This is a genomic window from Geotalea toluenoxydans JCM 15764 (genome assembly GCF_001311985.1).
Lineage (GTDB): Bacteria > Desulfobacterota > Desulfuromonadia > Geobacterales > Geobacteraceae > Geotalea > Geotalea toluenoxydans.
In genome coordinates this window covers 152,987-179,012 of the sequence record NZ_BBCJ01000002.1, presented here as the reverse complement: position 1 = coordinate 179,012, position 26,026 = coordinate 152,987, and the positions used below count along the sequence as shown (strand labels likewise).

Genomic DNA, 26,026 nt, shown 5'->3' with positions numbered 1-26,026 from the left:
TTCCAAATACATGCCAAGGCCAACGCGAGTTAACTCACTGGAATTACTACCATCCTTATTTTTCCGTGTTTAACATGGGTGAACTATTCCTGAACAGGGGAAGGTTCACCCGTGGCACCCCCTGCCTGCAGGCTGTTTCAACTTTTGAACAGCCTGGCAAAAGATGAACAGTCGGGCTTGCCTTGACAGGGGGTAGGTCCGTACTTATCATTCAATTATGATATCTTAGAAGGAGTTGTCCATGATCAGGCCGGAAAAAATGACTATAAAGACCCAGGAAGCCTTGTCTCAGGCCCAGGAAGCAGCAACACAGCACGGCAACAGTGCAATAGAGCCGGAGCACCTGCTTTCGGCCATGCTGGGACAGGAAGGGGGGCTGACGGCTCAATCCTGCAAAAGATGGGGGTCACCCCTAACCTGGTTAACGAACGGCTGGCCGAGACCCTGCGCAAGCTGCCCCAGGCGAGCGGGGCCACCATGCAGGTTTTCCTCTCACCGGCACTGAATCATGTGTTGGATGCAGCCCAGAAGGAAGCCGATACCATGAAGGATGCCTTTGTCTCCACCGAACACCTGCTCTTGGCACTGGTGGGAGAAAAGGGAAGCACGGTTGCCAGGATTCTCGGAGAAAGCGGCGTTACCCGCGACGGGATTCTCGCCGCACTGAAGGATATCCGGGGGGATGAAAAGGTGACCGATCAGGCCCCCGAAGACAAGTACCAGGCGCTGACCAAATACGCCAGAGACCTTACCGACCTGGCCCGGCGGGGCAAGCTTGACCCGGTAATCGGCAGGGACGACGAGATACGCAGGGTTATCCAGGTCCTGTCGCGGCGAACCAAGAACAACCCGGTCCTGATTGGCGAGCCCGGGGTGGGAAAAACCGCCATCGTCGAAGGGCTGGCCCAGCGCATTATTTCAGGCGATGTGCCGGAAACCCTGCGGGACAAGAAGCTGGTGGGTTTGGACATGGGGGCACTGATTGCGGGCGCCAAGTACCGGGGGGAGTTTGAAGACCGGCTCAAGGCGGTGATCAAGGAGGTGGAGAAAGCAGAAGGCAAGATCATCCTCTTCATCGACGAGTTGCATACCCTGGTCGGGGCAGGGGCAGCCGAAGGGGCCATGGATGCCTCAAACATGCTCAAGCCCGCCCTGGCCCGCGGCGAGCTGCACTGCATCGGCGCCACAACCCTCAATGAATACCGGAAGCACATTGAAAAGGATGCGGCGTTGGAACGCCGGTTTCAGCAGGTCTATGCCGGAGAGCCCAGTGTCGAGGACACCATCGCCATTCTGCGCGGCCTCAAGGAGCGATACGAGAACTATCACAGCGTCCGCATCAAGGACAGCGCCATCATCGCCGCGGCCACCCTCTCGGACAGATATATCACCGACCGCTTTCTGCCGGACAAGGCCATCGACCTCATCGATGAGGCAGCCTCCCGCCTGCGCATCGAGATCGATTCCATGCCCACCGAAATCGACGAGGTGGAACGTAAGGTCATCCAGCTGGAGATCGAAAAACAGGCCCTGCTCCGGGAACAGGACCCCCATGCTAAAGAGCGACTGAGAAAAATATCCGACGAACTTGAAGAACTGCGCAGCAGTTCTGCTACGCTGAAGAGCCAATGGCAGCAGGAAAAATCCCTGCTGACGAGCATCAGCGATCTGAAAAAGCAGTTGGAAGAGAAAAAGGAACAGGCAAAGAAGAGTGAGCGTGAAGGTGATCTGGCATTAACCGCCAAACTCCGCTATGGGGAGATTCCTGCCATCGAGAAGGATATTGCCGATAAGAGCAATGAACTGCTGCAGAAACAGAAAGAAGGGAAGATGCTTCCCGAGGAGGTGGACGGGGACATGGTGGCGGAAATTGTCGCCAAATGGACCGGTATCCCGGTGAACCGCATGCTGGAGACCGAATCGGAAAAACTGGTCAGGATGGAAGAGCGCCTGAAAGGGAGGGTCGTTGGCCAGGATGAGGCCCTGGAACTGGTAGCCAATGCGGTGCGGCGCTCCAGATCCGGACTTTCCGACCCGAACCGGCCGATCGGTTCCTTTATCTTCCTTGGGCCCACCGGCGTCGGCAAAACCGAAACGGCCCGGGCATTGGCAGAATTTCTCTTTGACGATGACCAGGCCATCGTTCGCATCGACATGAGCGAGTATCAGGAAAGGCATACGGTAGCTCGACTTATCGGTGCACCTCCCGGTTATGTGGGCTATGAAGAGGGGGGACAGCTGACCGAGGCCATCCGCCGCCGTCCTTACAGCATTGTCCTGTTCGACGAGATCGAGAAGGCCCACTCGGATGTGTTCAATATCCTGCTGCAGGTGCTGGACGACGGCCGTCTCACCGACGGCCAGGGTCGCACCGTCGATTTCCGCAATACGGTAATCATCATGACCAGCAACCTGGGTTCCCAGTTCATACAGCAGTACGGCAGCGGCGACTACCCAAAGATGCGCGCCATGGTCATGGAAACCCTGAAGGAAAATTTCAAGCCGGAGTTTCTCAACCGCATTGACGAGATAATTATCTACCACTCCCTGCCCCTGGAGCAGATCAAACACATCGTGTCGCTCCAGATCAAGGGGCTGCAAAATCGCCTGGCCGAGCGCAATCTGGGGCTGGAGATAACAGCCAGGGCAAGCGAGTACCTGGCCAGGGAAGGTTATGACCCGGCTTATGGTGCCCGTCCGTTGAAACGCACCCTGCAGAAGAAGGTACAGGATCCGCTGGCGCTCATGCTCTTGCAGGGGAAATTCCAGGAGGGGAGCACCATAGTGGTTGATGTGGCCATGGATGGGGACAGCCTGGTAATCAAGAAGAAATAGCGGTGAATCCGGCAAAAAGAGGGTTGCCAAAATGACAAAGTTGGTTAAAATAGCGTTCTATTTAAATGGAAATAACCGTTGCGGAGGGACAAGTCATGAGAAAGAAAATCGGCGTGGTGCTTTCAGGATGCGGGGTGCGCGACGGCAGCGAAATCCACGAGGCAGTTCTGGCCCTGCTGGCCATCGACAGGAACAACGGGGAAGCCATCTGCATGGCACCCAATGAAGATTATCCCGAGACAAACCATCTGACCATGCAGGAAACCGGCGGCAAGCGGAATGCCCTTGTGGAAGCTGCTCGCATCGCCCGTGGCAACATCAGGGACATAAAAGAAGTGAAAGCTGCCGAACTTGATGCCCTCGTCTTCCCCGGCGGATACGGTGCCGCCAAGAACCTGTGCAATTTCGCCGAAAAAGGGGCTGCCGCCACCATTCAGCCCGACGTGGCCAGGCTGCTCAAGGAAGTGGCGGCGGCAAAGAAACCCATTCTTGCCATCTGCATCGCACCTGCCTGATCGCCGCCACTCTCGGTAAGGAATACGCTCCGGAGCTGACCATCGGCAATGATGCCGGCACCGCTTCTGCCATCAACCAGACCGGCAGCCGGCACGTGGACTGCCCCGTAACCGAGTTTGTCATAGACAGGAAGAACAAGATCGTCTCCACACCCGCCTACATGCTGGCCGGCAATATCTCCGAGACGGCAACGGGCATTGAAAAGGCTGTAAAGGCTGTAATCGATCTCATATAAAAGAACTGACACAATCTTCCAGTGAACTCATCTCGCCAAGGGACCGCTTCGGTCCCTTTTTTCATTTCTGCACAACCGCACTTTCTCCTTGCTGCTTTTTAATTTTCAATTAACATGCCGCTACCTATTTTTTCAGGAGGGAAAAACAATGAGAAAGAGTTTGTTGATCACGGCCATTGCACTGGTGGCCATGCTGACAGGCAGCAACGCCATGGCGGAAAACCTGCGCGGAAAGTTCGGTATTACCGGGAGATTGGGGGCCATTTTCCCGGCAGAGAGCGAGAGGAACCATCAGGATGGAAAGCTGGTCGTCGAGACTGATCCCGGCTTCGTGGGGGGCGGCGGGCTGTTCTACGGCGTTGACGACCATGTGGCACTGGAGCTGAATGTGGACCACTCCCTGTTCCACACCAAGGCTGGTCGGACAAGAGCCGCCGGGCCAGCATGAATGATGTTTCCATGGGTGCCCAGTACCGTTTTAACGACAGAAATGATGTGGTTCCATACCTGGGGGGAGGGTTGGACGTCTTGATTCCGGACCTTGATGACCTGCAGGTGGATACGGTGCTGGGGTTACATCTGACCGCCGGTGTCGATTTCTTCGTCAGCAGGAATCTCGCCTTTACCGCCGAATTGAAAGGACTCGGCGCCTTTGACGCTGATGTAAACCGTTTGGGAACCAAGGTGGGGGATTACGATCCTTCCAATATCTCCACAACTGTCGGTTTGCGCCTGTTCTTCAACTGATTGCCTCACACTCGACCACGGCAGCCTCAACAGCTGCCGTGGTTTCATTCAAGCAGAAAACGCCTTCCGGTATTCACTCACCAGCTTTTCCTTGTCGCCACTGTCAATGAAATCCCAGGGTAAGACCTCATCGAGGGAAATGTCTCGCCTGACCCAGGAATCGGTGTCGATCTTCAATTCTCTGGCGGCCTTTTTCCAACCCTTTTCCCCCGCCTGCAGGATGAGAGGCGCCAGACGGCGGTCTCCCCGGGACAGCAGCGCCTGCAGATAGGCATCCTTCAATCCCTCCATCTGCATCCTCACGTTTGACAGGCCACCGAGCCCCTTCTGCAGGTATCTGACCTTTTTCTCAAGGCTCTTCAGATCTTCCATGCCGCACCACTGGAAGGGGGTAAAGGGCTTTGGAATGAACGGATTAACCGAGAGCAGCACCTCACCCAGCCTTTTGTTTTTACGTGCCGCGTCAATGACCCTGTCACGCACCTTGGCCACTAGGGCGATCATCTCATCCAGATCGGCCATGGTTTCAGTGGGAAGGCCGATGATGAAGTACAGTTTCAGGTTGAGCATGTCCTTGCCGATGAGCAGGTCGCAGGCAGACAGTATCTGCTCTTCGTCGATATTCTTTTTGATCAGGTCCCGCAGACGCTGGGAACCCCCTTCCGGGGCCAGCGCCACCGTCTTGTGGCCGCTCACCTTCAATGAATCCACCAGCTGTTCGTCAAGACAGTCGATACGCAGGGAAGCGACAGATACTTTCCCCCCCTGCTGGACGATGAATCTGGACAGCTCGCCGATTCCCTTGAAGTCGGAGACGGCGGCGCCCACCAGCCCAATCTTTTTCTTTTTCTGCAGCCCTTTCCTCACCTCTTCCATAACTGATTCCATGCTCCTCTGGCGATAGGGAAGATAGATGAAGCCGGCGGCGCAGAACCTGCAGCCACGCGGGCAGCCGCGGGCAACCTCAACCAGGTACATATGGGAAAACTCCGTATTTTCGGTGAGGATGGTCGAAACAGTGGGTGCCCCATTGCGGTCCCCGTCCCAAAGACGTTGAACCGTCGGCGGGGCGGGATCAAGAGTGATGCGCGAAGCGATGCCTGCACCGGCATAGGTGATCTGGTAAAAGGAGGGGACATAGACTCCCGGCACCACGGCACAACGCGCCAGGAGTTCCCGTCGGACGATCTGCTCGTCCACGGTCAGAACCCGTAGCAGGGCAGGCAGAAGGGTTTCAGCCTCACCGACGCAAATGAAATCCATAAAATCCGCAACTGGCTCAGGATTGAGAAAAAGAGCCGCGCCGCCGGCCATGACAAGAGGCATGGAGGAATCACGCTCCGCGGCACAGGAAGGCATGCCTGCAAGCTTGAAAATGACGGGCAGGTTCAGGTAATCGCTTTCGAAGGAGACAGAGAAGGCAATGACATCGAACTCGGCAACCGGCCGCTGGGATTCAAGGGAAAGGAGGCGGGTACCCGATTTCGCGTACTCTTCCAGGTCTTCCCGGTCTGGAAGAAAGGCCCGTTCGCAGAGGACATCAGGGTAACCATTGAGAATGGAATGGACCGCCTGAAAGCCAGATTGCTCATGGCGGCATGGTAGCGGTTGGGATAGACCAGGCAGAACCTGAGGCCGGCCACCGACTTCTTTATTGGTATCCCATCCTCGCAGGCAAGGATTTTACGGTATTTCTCGATGATCTTCCAGGACATTCCGAAAAGTTAGCACTTCGAGGGACAGTTTGAAAGGGAAAAAGACCCGGCCCCCATGGAGGGGAAGTAATGGGGCCGGGGAACTAAACTCCCTGCCGGTGGCGGGGGGGCCACCACCGGCGGTTGACATGAAATCATCACACTGAATTGCAGCTTTTTAACCGCCATAGCCGCAAAAACGATTCTGCGTCCTGCAAATGCTCATGCAATACAGGAGGAAAGCGATTTTTTCGTCAGGGCAAGGCTGTCGAGGGGGAGCGCGGAGGCGTGGCAGCGCCACGCCGCACAAGCGAACCCGAAGACTTACGCAGCCCTGGCGGAAAAGGCGCTTTCCTTAGTCGACCGATTTGCGGAGGAAGGTGGGGATGTCATACTGCTCCTCATCATCCATCATAAAGCTCCGCTGCCGGGAAAAGGTCTCACGCTGCTGCTGTTTTTCCCTGATAAAGGTCGGAATCTCCCGGTTTATCTCGTTTCGTACCACGGGTGCCACGCTTTTCAGCTCCTGACGGGTCTTTTCCACGTCGAAGCGGTCACCGAACCCGGTGGCGATAGCCGTTACCTTGATCACATCGCCCAGGTCCTCATCGATTACCAGACCGACGATGATATTGGCGTCCTCATGCACCTTCTCGTGGATGATACGGCTTGCTGCATCGAACTCGTCCATGGTCATGGCACTGGAGCCGGAAATGTTCACCAGCACCCCTTTAGCCCCGGAGATGTCGATATCCTCCAGCAGCGGGCTGGAGATTGCCTGGTAGCAGCGTCAACGGCGCGATTTTCGCCGGAGCCCATGCCGATCCCCATCATGGCCATGCCGCGCTCGCTCATGATTGCCTTCACATCGGCGAAGTCGACGTTGATCAGGCCTGAGGTGGTGATCAGGTCGGAAATGCCCTGCACAGCCTGGCGCAGCACGTCGTCGGAAGGCTTGAAGGCGTCGAGGATGGACATTGATTTACCGGCCAGTCCCAGCAAACGGTCGTTGGGAATGACGATCAGAGAGTCCACATGCTTCTTCAGCTCCTTGATCCCGTCTTCCCCTTTGGCCAGACGCTGGCGCCCTTCGCGACTGAAAGGTTGGTGACGACTCCGACTGTAAGCGCCCCCACCTCCCTTGCCACTTCGGCAATGACAGGCGCTGCACCGGTACCGGTACCGCCTCCCATGCCGGCAGCAATGAAGATCATGTCTGCGCCCTTCAGGGATTCCAGCAGCTTTTCCCGATCCTCCAGGGCAGCTTCTCTCCCTACGGTGGGGTTGGCTCCGGCCCCGAGCCCTTTGGTCAGCTGGCCGCCGATCTGGATTTTCAGCGGTGCCTTCGAGTTACGCAATGCCTGGGCATCGGTGTTGGCAACAATGAAGTCAACGCCCCCCACGTTGCTGTTGATCATGGTATTTACGGCGTTGCCGCCGCTTCCCCCTACCCCGATCACCTTGATTTTCGCCGTCTGGTCAATACTCTCGTCAAATTCGAACATCTTCCCCCCCTTTTGCTGTGTTGTATGTTTAGACCTGCACATGAACTATATTCATCAGAAAAACTCGCTGAACCATTCCTTCATCCTGCCGCTCACCTTGCGGAAGATGCTTTCTTCGCTCTGGGCCGACGGAAATTCGTGAACCCCCACATTTTTGCTGCCGTATACCACGAGTCCAACGCCTGTGGCGTAGGCCGGCGAATTTACAACATCCACCAGACCGCCGATCCGCTGAGGCAGGCCCCTTCTCACCGGCAGGTTGAAAACCTGCTCGGCAAGCTCCGGCATCCCTTCCAGTATGGTGCTTCCACCGGTTATCACCACCCCGGAGGCAATCATGTCCTCATAACCTGACTTGACGATCTCACGGTTGACCAGGGTGAAGATTTCCTCCACACGAGGCTCCAGAATTTCCGCCAAAAGCTGACGGGAAAGCACCCGAGGTTTCCTGCCGCCAACGCTGGGAACTTCGATGGTTTCATCCTTGCCCACCAGGGAGGCGAGACAGCAGCCATACTTCTGCTTGATCTTTTCCGCCTCTGCCATGGGGGTTCTCAGCCCCACGGCGATATCGTTGGTCAGGTGGTTGCCGCCAAGGGAGAGCACGGAGGTATGCTTGATGGCGCCGTCGACGAAAATGGCAATGTCTGTTGTCCCACCCCCCACATCGATGAGAGCCACACCCAATTCCTTCTCATCTGCCGACAGGACCGCCTCCGAAGAGGCCAGCTGCTCCAGCACGATATCCGCCACATCCAGGCCGGCACGATTGCAGGATTTGATGATGTTCTGGGCACTGGCAACGGCTCCGGTGACGATATGAACCTTGGCCTCCAGCCTGACACCACTCATGCCCAGCGGCTCGCGAATGCCGTCCTGGTCGTCGATAATGAACTCCTGAGGGAGAATGTGGATCACTTCCCGGTCCATGGGGATGGCGATGGCCTTGGCCGCGTCGATGACCCTTTTTACATCTTCGGCGCAAACCTCGCGATTCTTGATGGCAATCACACCCTGGGAGTTGAACCCCTTGATGTGGCCGCCGGCAATGCCGGCATAGACAGATTTTATCTCACAGCCGGCCATGAGCTCGGCTTCCTCCACCGCTTTCCTGATGGAAGCCACCGTGCTCTCGATATTGATCACGACACCCTTGCGCAGACCCCGCGAAGCTGGTACCGATGCCGACGATGTCTATCCCCTCTTCGGTAAGATTGCCGACAATGGCACAGATCTTGGTGGTGCCGATATCCAGCCCTACAATGAGATTATCCCTTCTAGCCGACATACACCCCCCTTTAAACCTTTTTCACTATGATCTTATCGCTGTAATCGAGATCAATATATTCCAGAACAGATATCTGGGCCTGCAGCTCCTTATATATCCTGGCAAGACGATCCAGTTTCCGGTTGTAATCGCCACTCCCCAGCTTCACAGGTACACCTGCCGCTGCGGTGAACAATGTAACGCCATATCCCTTGTCGTAATGAATCTCTGAAACCTCGTCCAGTTTGAATTCGGCGCGGGACTTGAGATGTGCAATCAACTCCAGGACCTCCTTGAGCGCCCCTTTCGATCCGGCCGGATCCCTGGCAATGTCTTCTTCACTGATACCGGTGATTACCGGGTAATCCAGCTGGTCCCCCTCGGTAAGCGGCTTGAAAACATCACCATTAGCATCCAGATAATAGAGGTACCCCATGTTGATCACCGCCACCGGCTGGCGCTCCGCTATCTGAATGGAGAGGGTATTGGGCAGGTAGCGCCTGACCTCTACCCGTGAAACCCAGGGATTTTTTCCGATCTGTTCGCCGATGCTGCGCAGCCTGAGGCCGAACATCCCGTCCCCCTCCCTTACCCCGGCCAGGTCGATGATTTCCTGGCGCTTGAGGGTCTTCAGCTCGCTAACCTCGATCCGCTCCAGCTTGAAAAAGGTCGTGCCGGCAATGATCCGGTAGATGCCATATCCTGCACATCCAACCGCGGAAATCAGTGCTGCTCCCCCCACTACCTTGGCTGTTTTTTTAAGGATGCCACGATAGTTAATCGGCTTGCGCGTCTTGGGCGGCTTTTTCAGCCGGTTTTGCGTAACCGGCCGTGGTTTTTTTTTATGAAGATCGCGCATGGTCACGTCAGTCGATGGTTTATATTTATTGTGCTATTTTTAATGTGGCAGCTGAAATCAGCCTCTCCACCAATTCCCCGAACTCTATTCCAGAGCCGCGGGCTATCTCCGGCAGCAGGCTGAGGTCGGTCATTCCGGGCAATGTGTTGACCTCAAGGATGTAACAAAGCCCCTCGGCTGTTACCAGGAAGTCCACCCTGCTGTATCCGCTGCAGCCCAAGGCACGGTGACCTTCTTCCCCCGCGCGCAGTACCTTTTCATATATATCGGCAGGGAGTCTTGCCGGCAGGATATGCTCGGCCATCCCCGGTGAGTACTTTGCTTCAAAGTCGTAAAATTCCTTTTTCGGCACAATCTCAATGGCACCCAGGGCCTTGTCTTCCAATATTCCCACCTGGACTTCGCTGCCCTTGATGAACTGCTCGATGAGTATTTCCCGGTCGTATTTGAAGGCATCCTGCATTGCAGCCTCAAGTTCCGATTCCTGCCTGACAATGCTGACGCCGACCGAAGAACCTCCTGGGAGGGCTTTACCACCACCGGGAACGGGAAGGTAAGGGTTTTGGCATCGAATACTTCGCCCCGGCAAACCACCCGGTAAGGGGCAACGGTCAGCCCTGCTGCCTGGAAGGCCTGTTTGGCAAATATCTTGTTCATGGCCAGGGCACTGGCCAACACACCCGAGCCGGTATAGGGGATGGCCATCAATTCCAGCAGGCCCTGTATAGCGCCATCTTCACCATATCGGCCATGGAGGGCGATAAAGGCGGCATCAATGCCTTCCGCTGCGATCTTAGTTGCCACGTTGCGGTCAACGTCAATGCCAACTGCATTGTAGCCGAGCCCCACAAGCGCTTTCAACACGCTGCGCCGCTCTTCAGGGAAACCTCGCGCTCCGCCGAAAGTCCTCCCATCAATACGCCGATTTTTTTGTTATCTGAACTGGTCATGGCCACCTATCCTCACGACTTATTTCTGCTCAAATTCACCCAGGATACGCACTTCCTCCTGGAGAACGATCCCGTTCCGTTCAAGGACCTTTTGCTTGATCATCCCAGCCAGGGTGATGAAATCTGCCGCACTCGCCCCACCCCTGTTGACCAGAAAGTTGGTGTGGATCTGGGAAACCAGGGCTCCTCCCACCTGGAAGCCTCTGAAACCTGCCTCGTCTATCAAACGCCATGCCTGCCGGCCTTCCGGGTTTTTGAAAAATGAGCCGGCATTGGGATAACCGATCTTCTGACTTTCCAGGCGATGGCGGCGATAGCTTTCCAGCTTTTCCCCAATGGCCTCCGCCTTCCCTTCGCTCAGGCTGAAAACCGCTGCCACAACGATCTCTCCCGCCTCCAACTCAAGGTACCTGTAACCGAAGTTCCGTTTCCGGCCTTCATTTTCACAGATCCGGCCATCCCTCATAGTTATCAGGGTCTCCACCTGCTCCATCATCGACCGGCCGTGGGCTCCGGCATTTACGCTGAGCGCCCCGCCTACGGTTCCCGGAATGCAGCTGAGAAACTCCAAGCCGGTAAGCTCCTTGTCCGTGGCGTAATTCACCAGATGCTGATTGGTAGCCCCTGCCTCTGCACGGATCCGGCCACGGGAGGGGCTCTCCATGCCGTTCAGTTCCTTGAGGGATATGGCGACCCCCCTGAAGCCCCCGTCACCGACCAGCACGTTGAAACCACCGCCGATGATGAAATATGGCAGAGACAAGCTCCGCACAACCTTGATAAGTTCTTCCAGATCGGCCAGATCGGCCGGAATGGCAAAGTAGTCGGCCGGCCCCCCACCTTCAATGAGGTGTGCCCCGCCAGGGGCTCATTCACCAGCACCCTGCCCCGTACGGCGGTACAGAGGCGTGCAAGCGTATCCACTGTCAAGGAGCTTCCCTGAGCTTTTCCACCAGCTGTTCGCCGGCCTGGAGAATGTTGCCTGCACCGAGGGTGAGGACTATATCCCCTTCCTTGACGATGCTTAAAAGATGGTCGCAGACCTTGTTACGATCGGCAACGAAGGTCACCTCTCGCTGACCATGGCGTTTGATCCTTGCAGACAGTGCTTCCGCCGTAACCCCTTCGATGGGTTGTTCTCCGGCAGGATAGATATCGGTCAGAATCAGAATGTCGGCATCGTAAAAAGCTTTGACGAATTCTTCGAACAGCTCCTTGGTGCGTGTGTAACGGTGTGGCTGGAACACCACCACCAGGCGCCGGTCCCAGCCCCCCTTTGCAGCCGCCAGGGTTGCCTTGATCTCAGTGGGATGGTGTCCGTAATCATCCACAACCATGATGCCGTTCACTTCCCCCTTGACCTGAAAGCGGCGTCCCACTCCGCCGAAGCTTTTGAAGCCGGCCTGAATATCTTCGAAGCGCATATCCAGCTCAGTGGCAACGGCAATGGTCGCCAGGGCGTTAAGTACGTTGTGGGCGCCGGGCATGTTGAAGCTTATTTCCCCCAACTTCTGTCCCTTATAATGGGCGACGAAGGAGGTGGTGAAGCCTTCATGGCGGATCTCGGTGGCGCGAAAATCTGCCTGGGCCGTCAAACCATAGGTGGTGAACCGCTTCTTCACCTGGGGAATAATGTCGGCAACGTTGCCGTTATCCAGGCAGAGCACGGCAAGGCCATAGAAGGGAATCTTGTTGATAAACTCGACGAAGGTATCCTTGATCTCCTCGATACCGCTGTAAAAATCCAGATGGTCCGCATCGATATTGGTTACTACGGCTATGGTCGGGGAAAGCTTGAGAAAGGAGCCGTCAGATTCGTCGGCTTCGGCCACCAGGAATTTCCCCTGACCAAGACGGGCGTTGGTGCCGATGGAATTCAGCCTGCCGCCGATGACAATGGTCGGATCGATTCCACCCGTTGCCAGAATGGTTGCCACCATGGAGGTGGTGGTCGTTTTGCCGTGAGTGCCGGCAATGGCAATGCCGTACTTCATCCGCATCAGTTCGGCGAGCATTTCTGCTCGTGGTATCACCGGGATCAGCCGCTCTCTAGCCTCGATCACCTCTGGATTATCGTCGTGGACGGCGCTGGAAATGACCACGACATCGGCACGCTCAACATTACTGCCGGTGTGACCCAGGTGGATTTCCCCCCCCAGCTGCTCCAGGCGTTCCGTGATCTCCGACTTTCTCAGGTCGGAACCGGACACCTTGTATCCCAGGTTGAGCAGCACCTCGGCAATACCGCTCATGCCGATGCCGCCGATGCCGACAAAATGGATTCTTTCTATTTTTCCGTACACAAGGGCTCCTGTTTACCGGTCATCTCGTCCACTATCACTTGGGCGGCATCAAGTTGACCGAATTTACGGATATTTGCCGCCGTTTTTTCAACAAGTTCCGGCTCCTGCATCAGCCTGATAATCTGCCCGGCCAGGGTGTCCCCCGTCAGCTCACGTTCCAGAATCATGAAGCCTGCATCCTCTTTCAGCAGGGCCTCTGCATTCCGCCGCTGGTGGTCATCGGCCGCATAGGGATAGGGAATGAAAATACAGGCCTTGCCGCTCACCGCCACTTCGGCAAGGGTCGTTGCGCCGGCCCGACAGACGATAAAGTCAGCAGCTGCGTACGCCGCCGCCATGTTGTCGATGAAAGGAGTAACCTCTGCATTGAAGCCTGCCGCCCCATAAGCTTTTTTCATTTCCCCATGGTCCTTCTCCCCGGTCTGATGGGTTATGAGAAGGTGCTCCTTTACTTTTGCCAGGTGGGGCAAGGCTTCGACCATGGCGGTGTTGATCCGGTGTGCGCCGGCGCTGCCGCCAAAAACCAGCAGTCTCAGCCGGCCATCCTTCGGTGCTGTTTTCCCCTGCTGCACATTCCACAAAATTTCTTTACGCAGCGGATTTCCCGTCAGCATCGTCCTGTCTTCCGGAAAAAATTTCCTTGACTCCTCGATGGAGATGAAGACCTTGTCGGCGATCCGTGCCAGCACCTTGTTGGTTAGGCCTGGTATGGCATTCTGTTCGTGGATGAATCGCCTGATCTGCAAGCCGCGGGCAGAAAGCACCACCGGGGCCGATGCATAACCACCTACGCCGAGCACCACATCCGGCCGGAACTCCTTGAGGATCTTTCGCGACTGGGAGTAACCGTAAAGCAGCAGTGCCGCACTCTTCACCTTGGTAAGTGGGCTTTGCCCCTTGATTCCGCTGGCGGAAATGCACTCCAGCCGGTAGCCCAGCTTTGGCAGCAGCCTTGCTTCAATTCCCCTTTCGGTGCCGATGAAGAGCACCTCGTTGGCGCTGTTTCTCGCCAGGAATTCTTCGGCAACGGCAATGCCGGGGAAAAGATGCCCCCCCGTCCCGCCCCCGGCAACGATCAGTCTCATGACAGCCCCCTTGCCTTAGACGAGACGTTGAGCAACAGGCCAACGGCAAAAAGGCTGATAATCAACGAACTGCCCCCGTAACTGATGAATGGCAACGCCAGCCCCTTTGTCGGCAGCAGGCCGGTCACCACCCCCATGTTGATGAATGCTTCTAGACCTACCAGCACGGCAATTCCGAATGCGAGGTACCGCCCGAAGCTGTCCTCGGCGCCGATTGCTACCCGGATGCTACGCTGAAGCAGAACCAGAAACATGGCCGCAATGACCATGACGCCGATAAAACCAAGTTCCTCACCAACCACTGAAAGAATAAAGTCGGTGTGGGCCTCGGGCAGATAGAACAGCTTCTGCTTTCCTTCGCCAAGTCCCTGCCCCAAAATCCCCCCCGTACCGAAAGCGATCCAGGACTGTATGATCTGGAAGCCGGAGTTGGTAGGGTCCTGCCAGGGATCGAGAAAGGCGGTGATGCGCCGCATCCGGTATGCTTCGGTCACCACCAGATAACAGACAAAGGGGGCCGCCAGCACTCCCATGCCGAATATATACCGGGGTCGTGTCCCGGCTGCAAACAGCATGGCGAGGGCAACGGCACCCATGGTCAGTGCAGCTCCCATGTCATGCTGCTTCAAGAGTATCGCCAGCAGGACGGCCAGAATGACCATGTACGGCAGAAAGCCGGCCATGAATTCCTTCAGCTTCTCCTGCTTTTTGTCCAGAGAATAAGCCATGTAAATTATCAGCGCCACCTTGGCCATTTCGGAAGGCTGAAAGTTGAAGCCCGGCAGGCGAATCCATCTTGATGCACCCTTTGCCGTACCGCCGATACCAGGGATGAAGACCAGAATGAGCAGCCCCAGGCAGGCCAGCAGCAGAGGCACGGCAAAGCGACGCCAATGGTGGTAGTCGACCTGCATGGCAAAGGCCATGGCACCGAACCCCAGAATGGCATAAAGCCCCTGCCGCTTCAAAAAATAGAAACCATCGTTGTATTTCTTTGCCGCCATCACCGAGGAAGCGGAATAGACCATGACGATTCCGAAGCAGGTGAGCATTACCACCAGCAGCAAAATGATCATGTCGTATCCCTCAAGCCTCTTCATCGGCAATCTCCACCGGCAAGGGCCCGCACCGCAGCATTGAACCGCTCAGCGCGCTCTGCATAATCTTTGAACATGTCGAAGCTGGAACAGGCCGGAGAAAAAAGAACAACCTCCCCAGCCTTGGCCAACCTATGTGCTATTGCCACGGCATCTTCCAGGGTGGCTGCCTTGTGTGTATCGGTAAGGTTTCCCAGCTCTGCTTCGATCCTTTCTTTGGCCTCACCAATGAGGATAAGGTGCTTTACCCTCTCCCGCACCAGATCTGCCAGGGGCGCATATGATCCCCCTTTGTCCTTTCCGCCGGCGATAAGGGTAATACCTTTGTCGAAGCTCTCAAGGGACTTGACTACACTCCCCACGTTGGTTCCTTTGCTGTCCTCATAGTAGCAACTCCGCCTACTTCACGTATAAATTCCATCCGGTGACGCAGACCTTTAAAGGACTCTACCGCGCGCCCAGCTTTGATCGGATCGGCCCCGGACAAAAGGGTGCTGGCCAGTGCCGCCATGATATTCTCTATATTGTGAACCCCTTTCAGTTTGAAGGCGGCCGTATCAAAGCGCAGCTCGCTCCCTTGCCATCGGTATACGATAATGCCTTTGCTGCAGAAAATGCCTTCTGCCAACTCCTTCCGCTGGCTGAAAGGGAAAACCCTTGATTTAACAGTCGCGGCACAGGCTGCCACCAATGGATCATCCACATTAAGAACAGCGAAATCATCGACTGTCTGGTTTTCAAAGATGCGGAGTTTCGCATCGATGTAATCCTGGTAGCTGGCATACCGGTCCAGGTGGTCCTCAGTGATATTTAGCAGCACTGCTACCTTCGGCCTGAAGCGTTGAATTCCTTCCAACTGAAATGAGCTCAGTTCTACTACCACCTGCGCCACATCATTGCCAGACGTGACCAACTCAATCAGGGGATTGCCTATATTACCGCCGACAAAGGTCTCAACGCCGCAAGCCTTGAATATCTCCCCTGCAAGGGTTGTTGTCGTCGTCTTGCCGTTGGTGCCAGTAATGGCAACCATGGGAGCCTTGATGAATGCAGCGGCCAGCTCTATTTCGCTGATCACGACCCTCCGCTGTGCCTTCGCCATAAGCAGCGGAGAAATGTCCATGGGGACACCCGGACTGACGACGATGAGATCGGACATGAGGAATGTATGCTTGTCATGACGGCCCAGCTCAAGGTTCAGGTCAAGATCCTCCAACTGCATGAGATAATCGGCAAGCTCCGACTCTTCCTTCATATCGGTAACGGTGACCTTTGCTCCGCGGGAGGCCAGGAATCTTGCCACTGCCACGCCGGTTCTGGCCAGACCAACCACCAGTATTTTCTTACCTTTGATTTCCATAACCTGTTCCCCTGCCGCCATTACTGGCGCAGTAATCTTTCAGCGCATCTTCAAAGTCGAAATTGCCACCAGCGCCAGAATAAAGGTGATAATCCAGAAACGCACTATTATCTTGGGTTCTGCAACCCCCTTCAGTTCAAAGTGGTGATGAATAGGGGCCATGCGGAAAATCCTCTTGCCACGGTACTTATAGGAGCCTACCTGAAATATTACCGACAGTGCTTCAGTGACAAAAACACCACCGACAATTACCAGCAGAATCTCCTGCTTGGTGATGACCGCCAGCGTTCCCAGCCCTCCCCCAAGGGAAAGGGACCCCACATCCCCCATGAAGACCTCTGCCGGATAGGAGTTGTACCAGAGAAATCCCAGACCAGCCCCGACCATGGCGCCGCAAAGCACGGCAAGTTCTCCCGATCCCGGCACGTATGGGATCTGCAGATAACCAGACAGCCTGGCGTTACCGGCAATATAGGTAAACAGCAGATAAGTAGCCGCATTAATGGAAACCGGACCAATGGCCAGACCATCCAGCCGTCGGTCAGGTTCACCGCATTACTTGCACCGACGATCACCAGAGTGATGAACGGGATGAACAATATTCCCAAGTCAGGGTGAAGCCTTTTAAAAAATGGGAAGAAAAGTTCCTTGGAAAAACCGGGCATGACGAAAAGAAATATCCCCACTCCAGAGGCCAGGAGAATCTGCCAGAACATTTTCTGCCGCGGAGAAAGCCCTTTCGGGTTCTTCTCCACCACCTTCTTATAGTCGTCGAAGAAACCGATCACACCGTAGCCACCGATGATGAACAGGGTCAGCCAGACGAAGGCATTGGTCAGATCCGCCCAAAGAAGGGTCGGTATGATGATGGCCGCCAATATCAACACTCCCCCATGGTGGGGGTTCCCTGTTTTTTCAGGTGAGACTCGGGACCGTCGGTGCGGATTACCTGGCGGGCCTGCAGCTTCTCCAGCTTCCGTATCAGCCACGGTCCGAGGATAAACGCCACCACCAGCGCCGTAATCATGGCATAGATGGTTCTGAAGGTCAGATACTTGAAGACATTGAATAATCTGTAATCGGAGGCCAAGGGATAGAGCAGATGATAAAGCATCAGGCTACTCCTTTCTTTTCATCGGCAAGGGAAAAACCGTTGCGGATCGCCTCGGCCACTTTTTCCATATGCATACCTCGTGAGCCCTTGACCAGGATATTATCCCCTTTCGTCACCTTCCGACGCAGGTCCTCGACAATTTCACCATGACTTCCGGCAACACAGATATGATCTGCGCCCATGCCGCCATCAACAGCGCCGGCGGCAACCGTCTCTGCGTATTCTCCCATCACATACAACCGCTCCACGCATGTTGCAGCAAGAAGTCCCACTTCCCGGTGGGCAGCGGGCGCTCCGCTACCCAATTCCAGCATGTCGCCAAGCACAGCTATGGCCCTGTTCTGCTGGCGGATGTCCTTCAAGGTCACCAACGCAGCCGCGATGGATGCAGGATTGGCATTGTAACTGTCATCAATAAGCACGATGTCCCCCACCTGCTCCACATGAAAGCGCTTGTCATATGGGGTGAACTCCTCCAGCCCGGCGCGTATGGTCTGATGATCCAACCCGAGGGCATGGGCAGCTGCTGCTGCAGCCAGTGCATTATAAATATTGTGCTGACCGAAGGCCCTCATCTTCACGGGTATCTCGCCGTCGGGCAGGCGAAGGGTAAAATGGACCCCTTCCAGGCCAAGCGTTTTGATCCCTTCCGAACTGACCTCCGCCCCGCGCAGACCGAAGGAAAGCCTGCTAACACCTGCAGCAGTGGGCAAACGCGAGATCAGGGGTCATCGGCGTTATACACGGCGACGCCTCCCGTTTTCAGCCTCTGAAACAGTTCCCCCTTGGCCTTTGCCACAGCCTCCACACTGCCCATGCTTGCCAGGTGGGCAGTAAAGGCGTTGGTGATGATACCGACCCCGGGTTCTGCTATCTCCGCCAGACGGTCGATCTCACCCGGTTCACTCATCCCCATTTCCAGTACCGCCCAACGGTCGCGGCCGGTCATACGCAGGAGCATGAGCGGCAGCCCGATCAGGTTGTTGAGATTGCCGCTGGTTTTTAGGCCCGGGCCAGTCTGACCGAGAATAGTGGCCAGCATTTCCTTGGTGGTCGTCTTGCCGTTGCTGCCGGTTATGCCAATCAGGGGAATGCTGAATTTCCTCCGGTAGCCGGCAGCAAGATCACCAAGCGCCCTGAGAGTGTCGGTAACTGCAATGTAGGAGGCCTTTTCGGCGGGAGCTCTTGCAGCGATCGAATCCGCAGCCACAAGAAATGTCCTGACCCCCTTCGCCAGAGCGGTCTCAATGAACTCATGGCCATCGAAGCGATCCCCCTTCAGGGCTACGAAGAGTTGTCCGGCAACCACACTGCGTGAGTCCGTCGATACACCGGACACCATCTTGCCGCCACTGCCGATCAGTGTCCCGCCAGTAGCCTGGATTATTTCGTCAATGGAGAGCATTTGCGCCTTTCCTGCTACTGGTTTTGGCCGGCTTTTTCCCGGCAGGCCTGAGCAGCCACTTCCCGATCGTCGAAATGGAATTTTTCTTTGCCGATGATCTGATAGTCCTCATGTCCCTTGCCCGCCAGCAGTACTATGTCTCCCGGCCGCGCCGCCTTGACCGCCAGATTGATGGCATCCTGTCGCCGTTCTATGCTGACAAAACCCTTCTCCTGGAAGGTGGCTGCCTCATGGGCTGCATATTCGCGGATACCGAGACGGACAATCCCTTCCCGAACCTGGGCCATGATCTCCGCTGGATTTTCCGTGCGAGGATTGTCCGAGGTAATGATGCTCAGATCGCTGTAGCGTCCGGCAATCTCGCCCATGATCGGACGTTTGCCCTTGTCCCGGTCGCCACCACAACCAAAGAGGGTGATGATTCTACCTTCTTCAACTCGGTCATGGTCAATAAAACATTTTCCAGGGCGTCGCCGGTATGGGCATAATCCACAAGTACCGTCACCCCCAGAGCATTCTCCACCCTCTCCAATCTGCCCGGAACCTGACCATGATGCTCAAGCCCTTCCTTGATGGATTCGAGCGGCAACCCCAGAGCAACACCCGCACCCGCCGCAGCCATGATATTGTACAGATTGAAGCGGCCGACAAGCATTGACCGAAGCTCGATCCGGCCTTTTGGAGTAGCCAGAGTGCAGCTGATGCCGCTGACGGAAAATTCCACATTCTCGCATTGATGTCTGCGCTTTTCTCAATGCCGTAGGTCACCACAGGGCATGCTGCCGCCTGGCTATGCGCCGGCCGTATTCGTCATCGGTATTAATCACCGCATGCCGCTCGGGCTTTTTCTCATCCGGGACCAGAAGCTCGGAAAAAAGACGCGTTTTGCTCTGCAGATAGGATTCCATGTCCAGATGGTAGTCCAGGTGATCCCTGGTCAGGTTGGTGAAGACTCCCACATCGAAAGAGCAGCCGTCGATTCGACGCTGCTGCAGTGCATGGGACGAAACCTCCATGACGATCCCTTTTGCGCCTGCATCGACCAACTTTCTCAGGGTCTGCTGCAGGTCCACCGACTCCGGAGTCGTGTTTGGGGCCGGGATGGACAGATCTCCAAAGCGATAATTGACGGTACCAAGCACGGCAGCCGGCAAACCGCCTTTTTCGAAGATGGATTCCAGCAGAAAAGTGGTGGTCGTTTTGCCGTTGGTGCCGGTGATACCGACAACAGGCAAACCTGACGCGGGGTTGCCATAAAAAGCGGCAGCCATCAGCGACATCGCCAACCGCCCGTCCGCTACCCTCACCCAGGCAACACCGGCAGGAGTCCGATCATCTTCGATGACCACTGCTGCTGCCCCGGCCTTTACCGCTACCTCAATAAAAGCATAGCCGTCGCTTGCCACCCCTTTCAGGGCGAAGAACAAGCCGCCTGGCTGAACCTTTCGGGAATCGTAAAACAGGCCGGTTATATCAGGGTCGACATCGCCGACCATATCAAGAACCGCGGCAGATTTAACAAGTTGTGAAAGTCGCATGGGATACCCGTTGTTTTTACTCAGGCTGAGGGAACAAATCTGACCCAGACCCGATCGTTTCCGCTGATAATACTGCCCGGCATCGGATTCTGCTCTACGGCGCGACCGCTCCCCTGGAGCGTCACGTTAAGGCCACGTTGCTGCATTACCTTCAGTGCCTGTCGCATGCTGAGGCCTCGGAAATTAGGCATTATGGCTCCTGCCGCCCCTGCGACAACGCCCCCGTCCACAACGGCGTCAACCGTTTCGACCGAAGGAGCTGATTTTACCTCTACCTGCTCTGCTTTTTTCTTTAACGCATGATCGGTTGGCACCTTCAAATAGCACAGGGATTGTTCGGCAATGGCGCTGAAGGCCGGTGCGGCTACAATCCCGCCATAAGAGCTTGTCTTAGGTTCATCAACCACCACCAGGATTGTCAGTCTCGGCTTTTCCAAAGGCACAAAACCGACATAGGAAGCTGTTCTCTTGTCGGCCGAGTACCCTCGCGTCAGGTGGTCCACCTTTTGGGCAGTACCGGTTTTGCCGGCCGAACGATAACCATCCACAGCGGCATTGACCCCCGTTCCCCCTTCGGCAACCACTCCTTCCAGCATGCGGGCCACAGTTTTCGCCGTTTCCTCGGAGATGACCCGGCGTTTCACCTCCGGCGCAAAGCTCCGCACCACGTTGCCATTATCGTCGCTGATCTTTTCCACCAGGTATGGCTTCATCAGCAGGCCCCCGTTGCTACCGCCGAAACTCCGGTAGCAATCTGGAGAGGAGTTGCGGTAACTCCTTGACCGAAGGAAATTGTGGCCAGATCGACGCCGAACCATTGGCTCTTGTTGCGCAGGGTGCCGCTCGATTCGCCAGGCAGATCGATGCCGGTCTTTTCGCCGAAGCCGAAGCCGGTGAGGCCGGCATAGAGTTTATCATTGCCCAGTCTTGCACCAATCTTGGCCGCTCCGATATTGCTTGAGTACTTGAGAATCTGCGCAATACTCAGATACCCGTACTTGTGGGTATCATGGATGGTCCTGCCGCCGATGCTGTAGCTGCCGTTTTCACAGTTGAACCCGTCGCCGGGCCTGATCGCCTTTTGCTCCAATGCTGTTGCAGCCAGAAATATCTTGAAGGTCGAACCCGGCTCGAAACTGTCGGCTATGGACCTGTTGCGCAGTGCCTGCTGCGCATACTTGGAGTAGGTATTGGGGTTGAAGTTGGGGTAATTGGCCATAGCCAATATGCGACCTGTTGCAGGTTCCATAACCAGTGCAATCCCCGCCTTTGCCCCATTTGTCTCCACCGCCTTGATCAGCTCTTTTTCAGCTATATACTGGATATTCTTATCCAGGGTCAGGGTAACATTCTGTCCCTTGGCTGGATTTTTGACCACGGTCCCCTTGCTATAAACCTCCCTGCCAAGGGCGTCACGCTCAGTCACCAGATAACCGGTACTGCCGAGAATGGTTGAATCGTACTTCAGCTCGATCCCTTCCAACCCTTCAGGATCCATCCCGGTAAAGCCGACCACATGGGCAGCAATCTCCGAGTTCGGATAGAAGCGCTTGCTCTCCTTGACAAAGCCTATGCCTTCCAACGCCAGGACCTTGATTGCGGCAACCTGATCAGGGGCCATCCGGCGCTGAAGCCAGACGAAATTCCTGCTGCCTTTCAGCTTTTTCTCCACCTGATCGGCGGGCATTGACAATAGAGGCGCCAGTTTTGCCGCCGCATCGGGAATGTTTTCCACATTGCGCGGTTCTGCAAAACAGGAATCCATCTCGATAGAAAGCGCCAGGGGCGCATTGTTGCTGTCAAAAATCGCCCCTCGTACCGGCGTCAGTGGCACAATCCGCTGATGCTGCTTTTCCGCCAGCTTTACCAGGGATTCCTTTTTAACTACCTGCAGATAAAATGCTCTTGCTGCAATCAGAACGAAAATAGAGACAAAAACCGCACCTATGATGCGAATACGGATTCTTGTCCATTTTTCCTTCTTATCATTCATTTTATCACAATCACTTGCTGGTCGGTCGGCATCGCCATGCCGAGATCTCCCTTGGCAAGAGCCTCGATCCTCGCGGGTGTCTTCAGTGAAGCAATCTCCACTTTCAATCTTTTATTTTCCTGCTGCATCTCCTGGAACAGGCGGTTTGTTGCCGAAATCTCCAGGTTGAGGTCGATGACTTTGACCCTGGACCAGACATGGAATACGGAAACAAGAGTCACCATCACCATCACTGCAACCAGATAGGGGAAGGAATTCCAGCGTGTATCGATGGCTGCGGCTGTATTTACCGGTGCAGCTACCTTGCTGAATGTTGCCTTGGTATGTTCCATTTCCCGTTACCTCCTGGTTTCTAAATCTTTTCGACGGCCCTGAGTCTGGCGCTTCGCGAGCGGGGATTGGAAGAAACTTCCACTTCATTTGCAACTACCGGCTTGCCGGTCAGGACCTTCACCTGCGGCAAATTTCCGCATACGCAGCGAGGGATCTCCCGTGGACATTTGCAACCTTGAGCAAGGGATCGGAAGGTTGTTTTGGCAATGCGATCTTCCAATGAATGGAACGATATCACCACCCCTTCCCCTTTTTCAAAAGCCTGACCCCGCCTGACAGGCCTTTTTCCAAGCTGGCAAGTTCGTCATTAACGGCAATGCGAAGCGCCTGAAAGGTCCGCGTTGCCGGATGAAGGCGCACTTCCCATGCACCCTTGGGTACGGCGGCTTTAATCACGTCTACCAACTGTAAAGTGGTAGCTATGGGAGTCTCTTCACGCCTTTTGATTATGAAAGCTGCAATCCGTTTTGCCCATCGCTCTTCCCCGTATTCACGTATCACACGGCACAAATCTTCTTCTGATAGTGTATTGACCAGCTCCGCAGCCGTGGTCTCGGCACTCTGGTCCATACGCATGTCCAGCGGAGCGTCATGCTGAAAACTGAATCCCCGCTCCACTGTATCCAGCTGGTGAGAGGAAACCCCCACATCCAGGAGAAAACCGTCAATCGCCTTTATCCCAATCTCTGCCAGCACTCTTCCAGAAAGGCAAAATTTCTTTTTACAAGAACCACCCTTTTGCCGAATGGCGCCAATCGTTCACCTGCAGACGCTAATGCCTGCCCATCCTGATCGAACCCGATGAGCAACCCATCGGGCGCGGAGGCTTCAAGTATCAGGCGGGCGTGCCCTGCCCCGCCAAGGGTACCGTCCACGTATATACCACCTGGTCGTGGTGCCAGATAGGCAACAACTTCTGCAGGTAGAACAGAAACATGTTTAAAATCCGCCACCTAAAGCCCCAACTCAGCCAATACCGGCGAATCGACAGGGAAGTTCTCGATATCCTGCCTGAAGACCTTCTCCCATTCGGCCTGGCTCCAGATCTCAGCTTTGTTCAACATGCCGACAAAGAGTATTTCCCGCTCCAGACAGGCGCTCTTGCGCAAATGGGGGGGGACGAGGATCCGCCCCAGCTTGTCGGCAACACATTCTACGGCTGGCGCGACTATCCTTCTTTTCACGGATGCAAGCTCTGCAGAGGATAGCCCGAGACCGGTACCCACCTTTAGTTTTTCTTCCAGGGCCAGCCATTCGTTATAGGGATAGATGACGAGACCGGAGCTGTAGCCTCCGTCTCCCAGCCTGACCGGATTTGAGTTCGTCATGAAAAAGCGCTCGTCACCGAAAGAATCGACGAGCACCTCCCGGAACTTGGCAGGCAGACTGGTTCGCCCTTTAACATCAATGCTGGTCTCGAAATTCCCTCTAAACATGTTCACCCTGGCACTTTTTACCACGCCTTACCACTTTTTACCACTTTACGGAGAAACTATACTAGCGGTCAAGATGGTTGTCAAGGCAAATTTAGGATGATTTTTTTCTATTTTTTCCGTTTTTTTAGGCAGTTAAGATCAGACGAAAAGGAAACATAAGAAAAAACTTATTTTCCTGGTCCTTGACAGGATTTTGTCGCTGGAACTGCTGAATGAGATACCGGTCCGGGGTTAAATAAGGTGGACTCGGGGATTTTGACCGGCACAGGTGGTAACAGGCAGGAACACTGCAAGAAAGAACAATTCAGGCGGGAACTACTCCGATAATGAATACTTCAAGGAATGCAAGACAGGCGGCATGGCCACCATCGGGGTTGACAAGCTTCCTTATTTCTCTTTTTTTCGGTCCATCAGCGATACGACCTTGGCTCCCCCTTTTTTCTCAGGATCTTTTCTTTCGGACTCTTCATTGCCATGGTGGGTGTCCGGTTCCGGTGGAATTATCTTTTCCAGCAGGACGGGTGTCCCCCCCATGGTAAAAGGTGCGCCGTTTATCTGGCTTTCGTCCAGAATCCAGGTATAGATCTGTACCGGTATGGTCAGAACAAGCAACTTTACCTTCCACCATCCGGGCTTGACATCGGGAGAAATGTCTTCCAGGCGTGCATAAAATCCCGGCTTGTTGTCTATATGAACAAGGACCAGATCGTTTACAGATGTCATAAAAAAGCCTCCGTAATATCACATTCCGTCATTGAAGCTCATAACCGATTTGCGCATTCTTTGATCAGGGAAGATTTGCTGCAGTTCCTGGTATAGAAGCCGCAGTTCCCGTTCCATCGAATAGAAAGAATCTTTATCCTGCCCGGCAAAATTGTCTTCCAGCAATTCGCAGGCAAAGGTAATACAGTTGAATGGGCGATACTCAGGCGGCATGAGACAACTGTCGAGATTAAGGAAGAGGCAGCCCTTTCCGCTAAAATTCGGCGTAAAAATGTCCTTTCCCGTCATCAGATATGCAACCAGATCCACGGCAGAGAAGTGGTACTTGCCGCACCGGCAGCACTTTCCACCACAAACTGCGCAGATTGATGCGCCGGCAGATTTTTCCACGACAGCATGCATTGCCGATTTCAGGTCCAGCAGTTCCCGGATTGCAGATTTAGCCTGGGCAACCACCATAGCGGGGAGATTCTCCACTGTCCGGGTAATCTGCACCACTCCCTGCCGCCACAGCTCATAGTCGGTCGTGGTATTGTCAGCATCTTCAGCGCATGCCGCCTTTTCCTGCAATGAGAACTCCCCATAAAGAAAATGGCCATTCGCACAACCCATGGCCATTGACCGTTACCCTGATTTCAAGCTATATATTTGGCCGAAGCAGCCATAAGCCGGGTTCTGTTCCTGCAACAGGTTTCCCTGAAGCAGGCGGCGGTCATTCATCTAGGACCGTCGTTGCCGACGGCCTCAAGCAACCAACCCGGAAGCACGGACGGGCCGTCCTTGACGCTTCCCTATTTGGTCTTGCTCCTGACGGGGTTTACCTGACATCCGACGTCACCGCCGGATCCGGTGAGCTCTTACCTCACCCTTTCACCCTTACCTGTCTTCGCACGCTTCCGACAGGCGGACTTCTCTCTGTGGCACTTTCCCTGGGGTTGCCCCCGCTGGACGTTATCCAGCGTCATGCCCTGTGGAGCCCGGACTTTCCTCCCCCTTGCGGGCGGCGACCACCTGGTCTGCTTCGGCCAAAA

Annotated in this window: 12 protein-coding genes, 1 other RNA gene and 12 pseudogenes; 4 read left to right on the top strand and 21 right to left on the bottom strand. The window is 55.2% G+C overall.

The annotated features are described in order from the left end of the window. Positions 1–241: 241 nt before the first annotated feature. From clpB to JCM15764_RS02080, 4 genes and pseudogenes are all read left to right on the top strand, one after another. Positions 242–2,835: pseudogene (clpB, locus tag JCM15764_RS02095) on the top strand (ATP-dependent chaperone ClpB). A 95-nt stretch (positions 2,836–2,930) separates the two neighbouring features. After that, a pseudogene (elbB, locus tag JCM15764_RS02090) lies at positions 2,931–3,586 on the top strand (isoprenoid biosynthesis glyoxalase ElbB). A gap of 148 nt (positions 3,587–3,734) precedes the next feature. Continuing rightward, complete coding sequence (locus JCM15764_RS02085; RefSeq protein WP_054692067.1) at positions 3,735–4,034, top strand: hypothetical protein; 300 nt, start codon at positions 3,735–3,737, stop codon at positions 4,032–4,034. Next, positions 4,031–4,333: an outer membrane beta-barrel protein gene (locus tag JCM15764_RS02080; RefSeq protein WP_054692064.1), complete on the top strand. Its 303-nt coding sequence runs from the start codon at positions 4,031–4,033 to the stop codon at positions 4,331–4,333. Before JCM15764_RS02085 ends, JCM15764_RS02080 begins: the two co-directional genes overlap by 4 nt. A gap of 48 nt (positions 4,334–4,381) precedes the next feature. Here the strand turns inward: JCM15764_RS02080 and JCM15764_RS02075 are convergent. From JCM15764_RS02075 to rnpB, 21 genes and pseudogenes are all read right to left on the bottom strand, one after another. After that, positions 4,382–6,048, bottom strand: a pseudogene (locus JCM15764_RS02075) (radical SAM protein). 334 nt (positions 6,049–6,382) lie between these two features. Next, positions 6,383–7,532 (bottom strand): annotated as a pseudogene (gene ftsZ, locus JCM15764_RS02070) (cell division protein FtsZ). Positions 7,533–7,586: 54 nt separating this feature from the next. After that, a pseudogene (gene ftsA, locus JCM15764_RS02065) lies at positions 7,587–8,820 on the bottom strand (cell division protein FtsA). A 10-nt stretch (positions 8,821–8,830) separates the two neighbouring features. Next, positions 8,831–9,658, bottom strand: a complete 828-nt coding sequence (locus JCM15764_RS02060; RefSeq protein ID WP_054692061.1) for a cell division protein FtsQ/DivIB — start codon at positions 9,656–9,658, stop codon at positions 8,831–8,833. 25 nt (positions 9,659–9,683) lie between these two features. After that, positions 9,684–10,608: pseudogene (locus JCM15764_RS02055) on the bottom strand (D-alanine--D-alanine ligase). A gap of 19 nt (positions 10,609–10,627) precedes the next feature. Further along, a pseudogene (gene murB / locus JCM15764_RS02050) lies at positions 10,628–11,538 on the bottom strand (UDP-N-acetylmuramate dehydrogenase). Next, positions 11,535–12,911 carry a UDP-N-acetylmuramate--L-alanine ligase gene (murC, locus tag JCM15764_RS02045; RefSeq protein WP_054692058.1) on the bottom strand — a complete coding sequence of 459 codons (1,377 nt, stop codon included), beginning with the start codon at positions 12,909–12,911 and terminating at the stop codon, positions 11,535–11,537. Before murC ends, murB begins: the two are co-directional and overlap by 4 nt. Next, complete coding sequence (gene murG / locus JCM15764_RS02040; protein ID WP_054692055.1) at positions 12,896–13,996, bottom strand: undecaprenyldiphospho-muramoylpentapeptide beta-N-acetylglucosaminyltransferase; 1,101 nt, start codon at positions 13,994–13,996, stop codon at positions 12,896–12,898. Before murG ends, murC begins: the two co-directional genes overlap by 16 nt. After that, entirely contained in the window at positions 13,993–15,096 is a 1,104-nt protein-coding gene (ftsW, locus tag JCM15764_RS02035; protein WP_054692053.1) for a putative lipid II flippase FtsW, read from the bottom strand. The genes murG and ftsW overlap by 4 nt, the downstream gene beginning before the upstream one ends. Then, positions 15,093–16,453 (bottom strand): annotated as a pseudogene (gene murD, locus JCM15764_RS02030) (UDP-N-acetylmuramoyl-L-alanine--D-glutamate ligase). Before murD ends, ftsW begins: the two are co-directional and overlap by 4 nt. Positions 16,454–16,492: 39 nt before the next feature. Further along, positions 16,493–17,567 (bottom strand): annotated as a pseudogene (mraY, locus tag JCM15764_RS02025) (phospho-N-acetylmuramoyl-pentapeptide-transferase). Further along, on the bottom strand, positions 17,567–18,280 hold the full coding sequence (locus JCM15764_RS29160) for a glutamate ligase domain-containing protein (protein WP_439645245.1): 714 nt from the start codon (positions 18,278–18,280) through the stop codon (positions 17,567–17,569). The pseudogene mraY and the gene JCM15764_RS29160 overlap by 1 nt, the downstream one beginning before the upstream one ends. An 8-nt stretch (positions 18,281–18,288) precedes the next feature. Continuing rightward, positions 18,289–18,972, bottom strand: coding sequence for a UDP-N-acetylmuramoyl-tripeptide--D-alanyl-D-alanine ligase (locus tag JCM15764_RS29155; RefSeq protein ID WP_439645244.1), 684 nt, complete (start codon positions 18,970–18,972; stop codon positions 18,289–18,291). 14 nt (positions 18,973–18,986) lie between these two features. Further along, positions 18,987–20,510: pseudogene (locus tag JCM15764_RS02015) on the bottom strand (UDP-N-acetylmuramoyl-L-alanyl-D-glutamate--2,6-diaminopimelate ligase). A 20-nt stretch (positions 20,511–20,530) separates the two neighbouring features. Further along, a pseudogene (locus JCM15764_RS02010) lies at positions 20,531–22,503 on the bottom strand (penicillin-binding protein). Then, positions 22,500–22,835 carry a cell division protein FtsL gene (gene ftsL, locus JCM15764_RS02005; RefSeq protein ID WP_012645864.1) on the bottom strand — a complete coding sequence of 112 codons (336 nt, stop codon included), beginning with the start codon at positions 22,833–22,835 and terminating at the stop codon, positions 22,500–22,502. The pseudogene JCM15764_RS02010 and the gene ftsL overlap by 4 nt, the downstream one beginning before the upstream one ends. Before the next feature lie 20 nt (positions 22,836–22,855). Further along, a pseudogene (rsmH, locus tag JCM15764_RS02000) lies at positions 22,856–23,789 on the bottom strand (16S rRNA (cytosine(1402)-N(4))-methyltransferase RsmH). Then, positions 23,790–24,272 carry a division/cell wall cluster transcriptional repressor MraZ gene (gene mraZ / locus JCM15764_RS01995; RefSeq protein ID WP_054692050.1) on the bottom strand — a complete coding sequence of 161 codons (483 nt, stop codon included), beginning with the start codon at positions 24,270–24,272 and terminating at the stop codon, positions 23,790–23,792. It lies immediately after the preceding pseudogene. Between the two features lie 387 nt (positions 24,273–24,659). Then, positions 24,660–24,995, bottom strand: coding sequence for a hypothetical protein (locus JCM15764_RS01990; protein WP_054692046.1), 336 nt, complete (start codon positions 24,993–24,995; stop codon positions 24,660–24,662). 18 nt (positions 24,996–25,013) lie between these two features. Beyond that, complete coding sequence (locus JCM15764_RS01985) at positions 25,014–25,613, bottom strand: hypothetical protein (protein ID WP_054692044.1); 600 nt, start codon at positions 25,611–25,613, stop codon at positions 25,014–25,016. A gap of 32 nt (positions 25,614–25,645) precedes the next feature. Beyond that, positions 25,646–26,018: RNase P RNA component class A (gene rnpB / locus JCM15764_RS02215), an RNA gene on the bottom strand. Between the last annotated feature and the right edge of the window lie 8 nt (positions 26,019–26,026).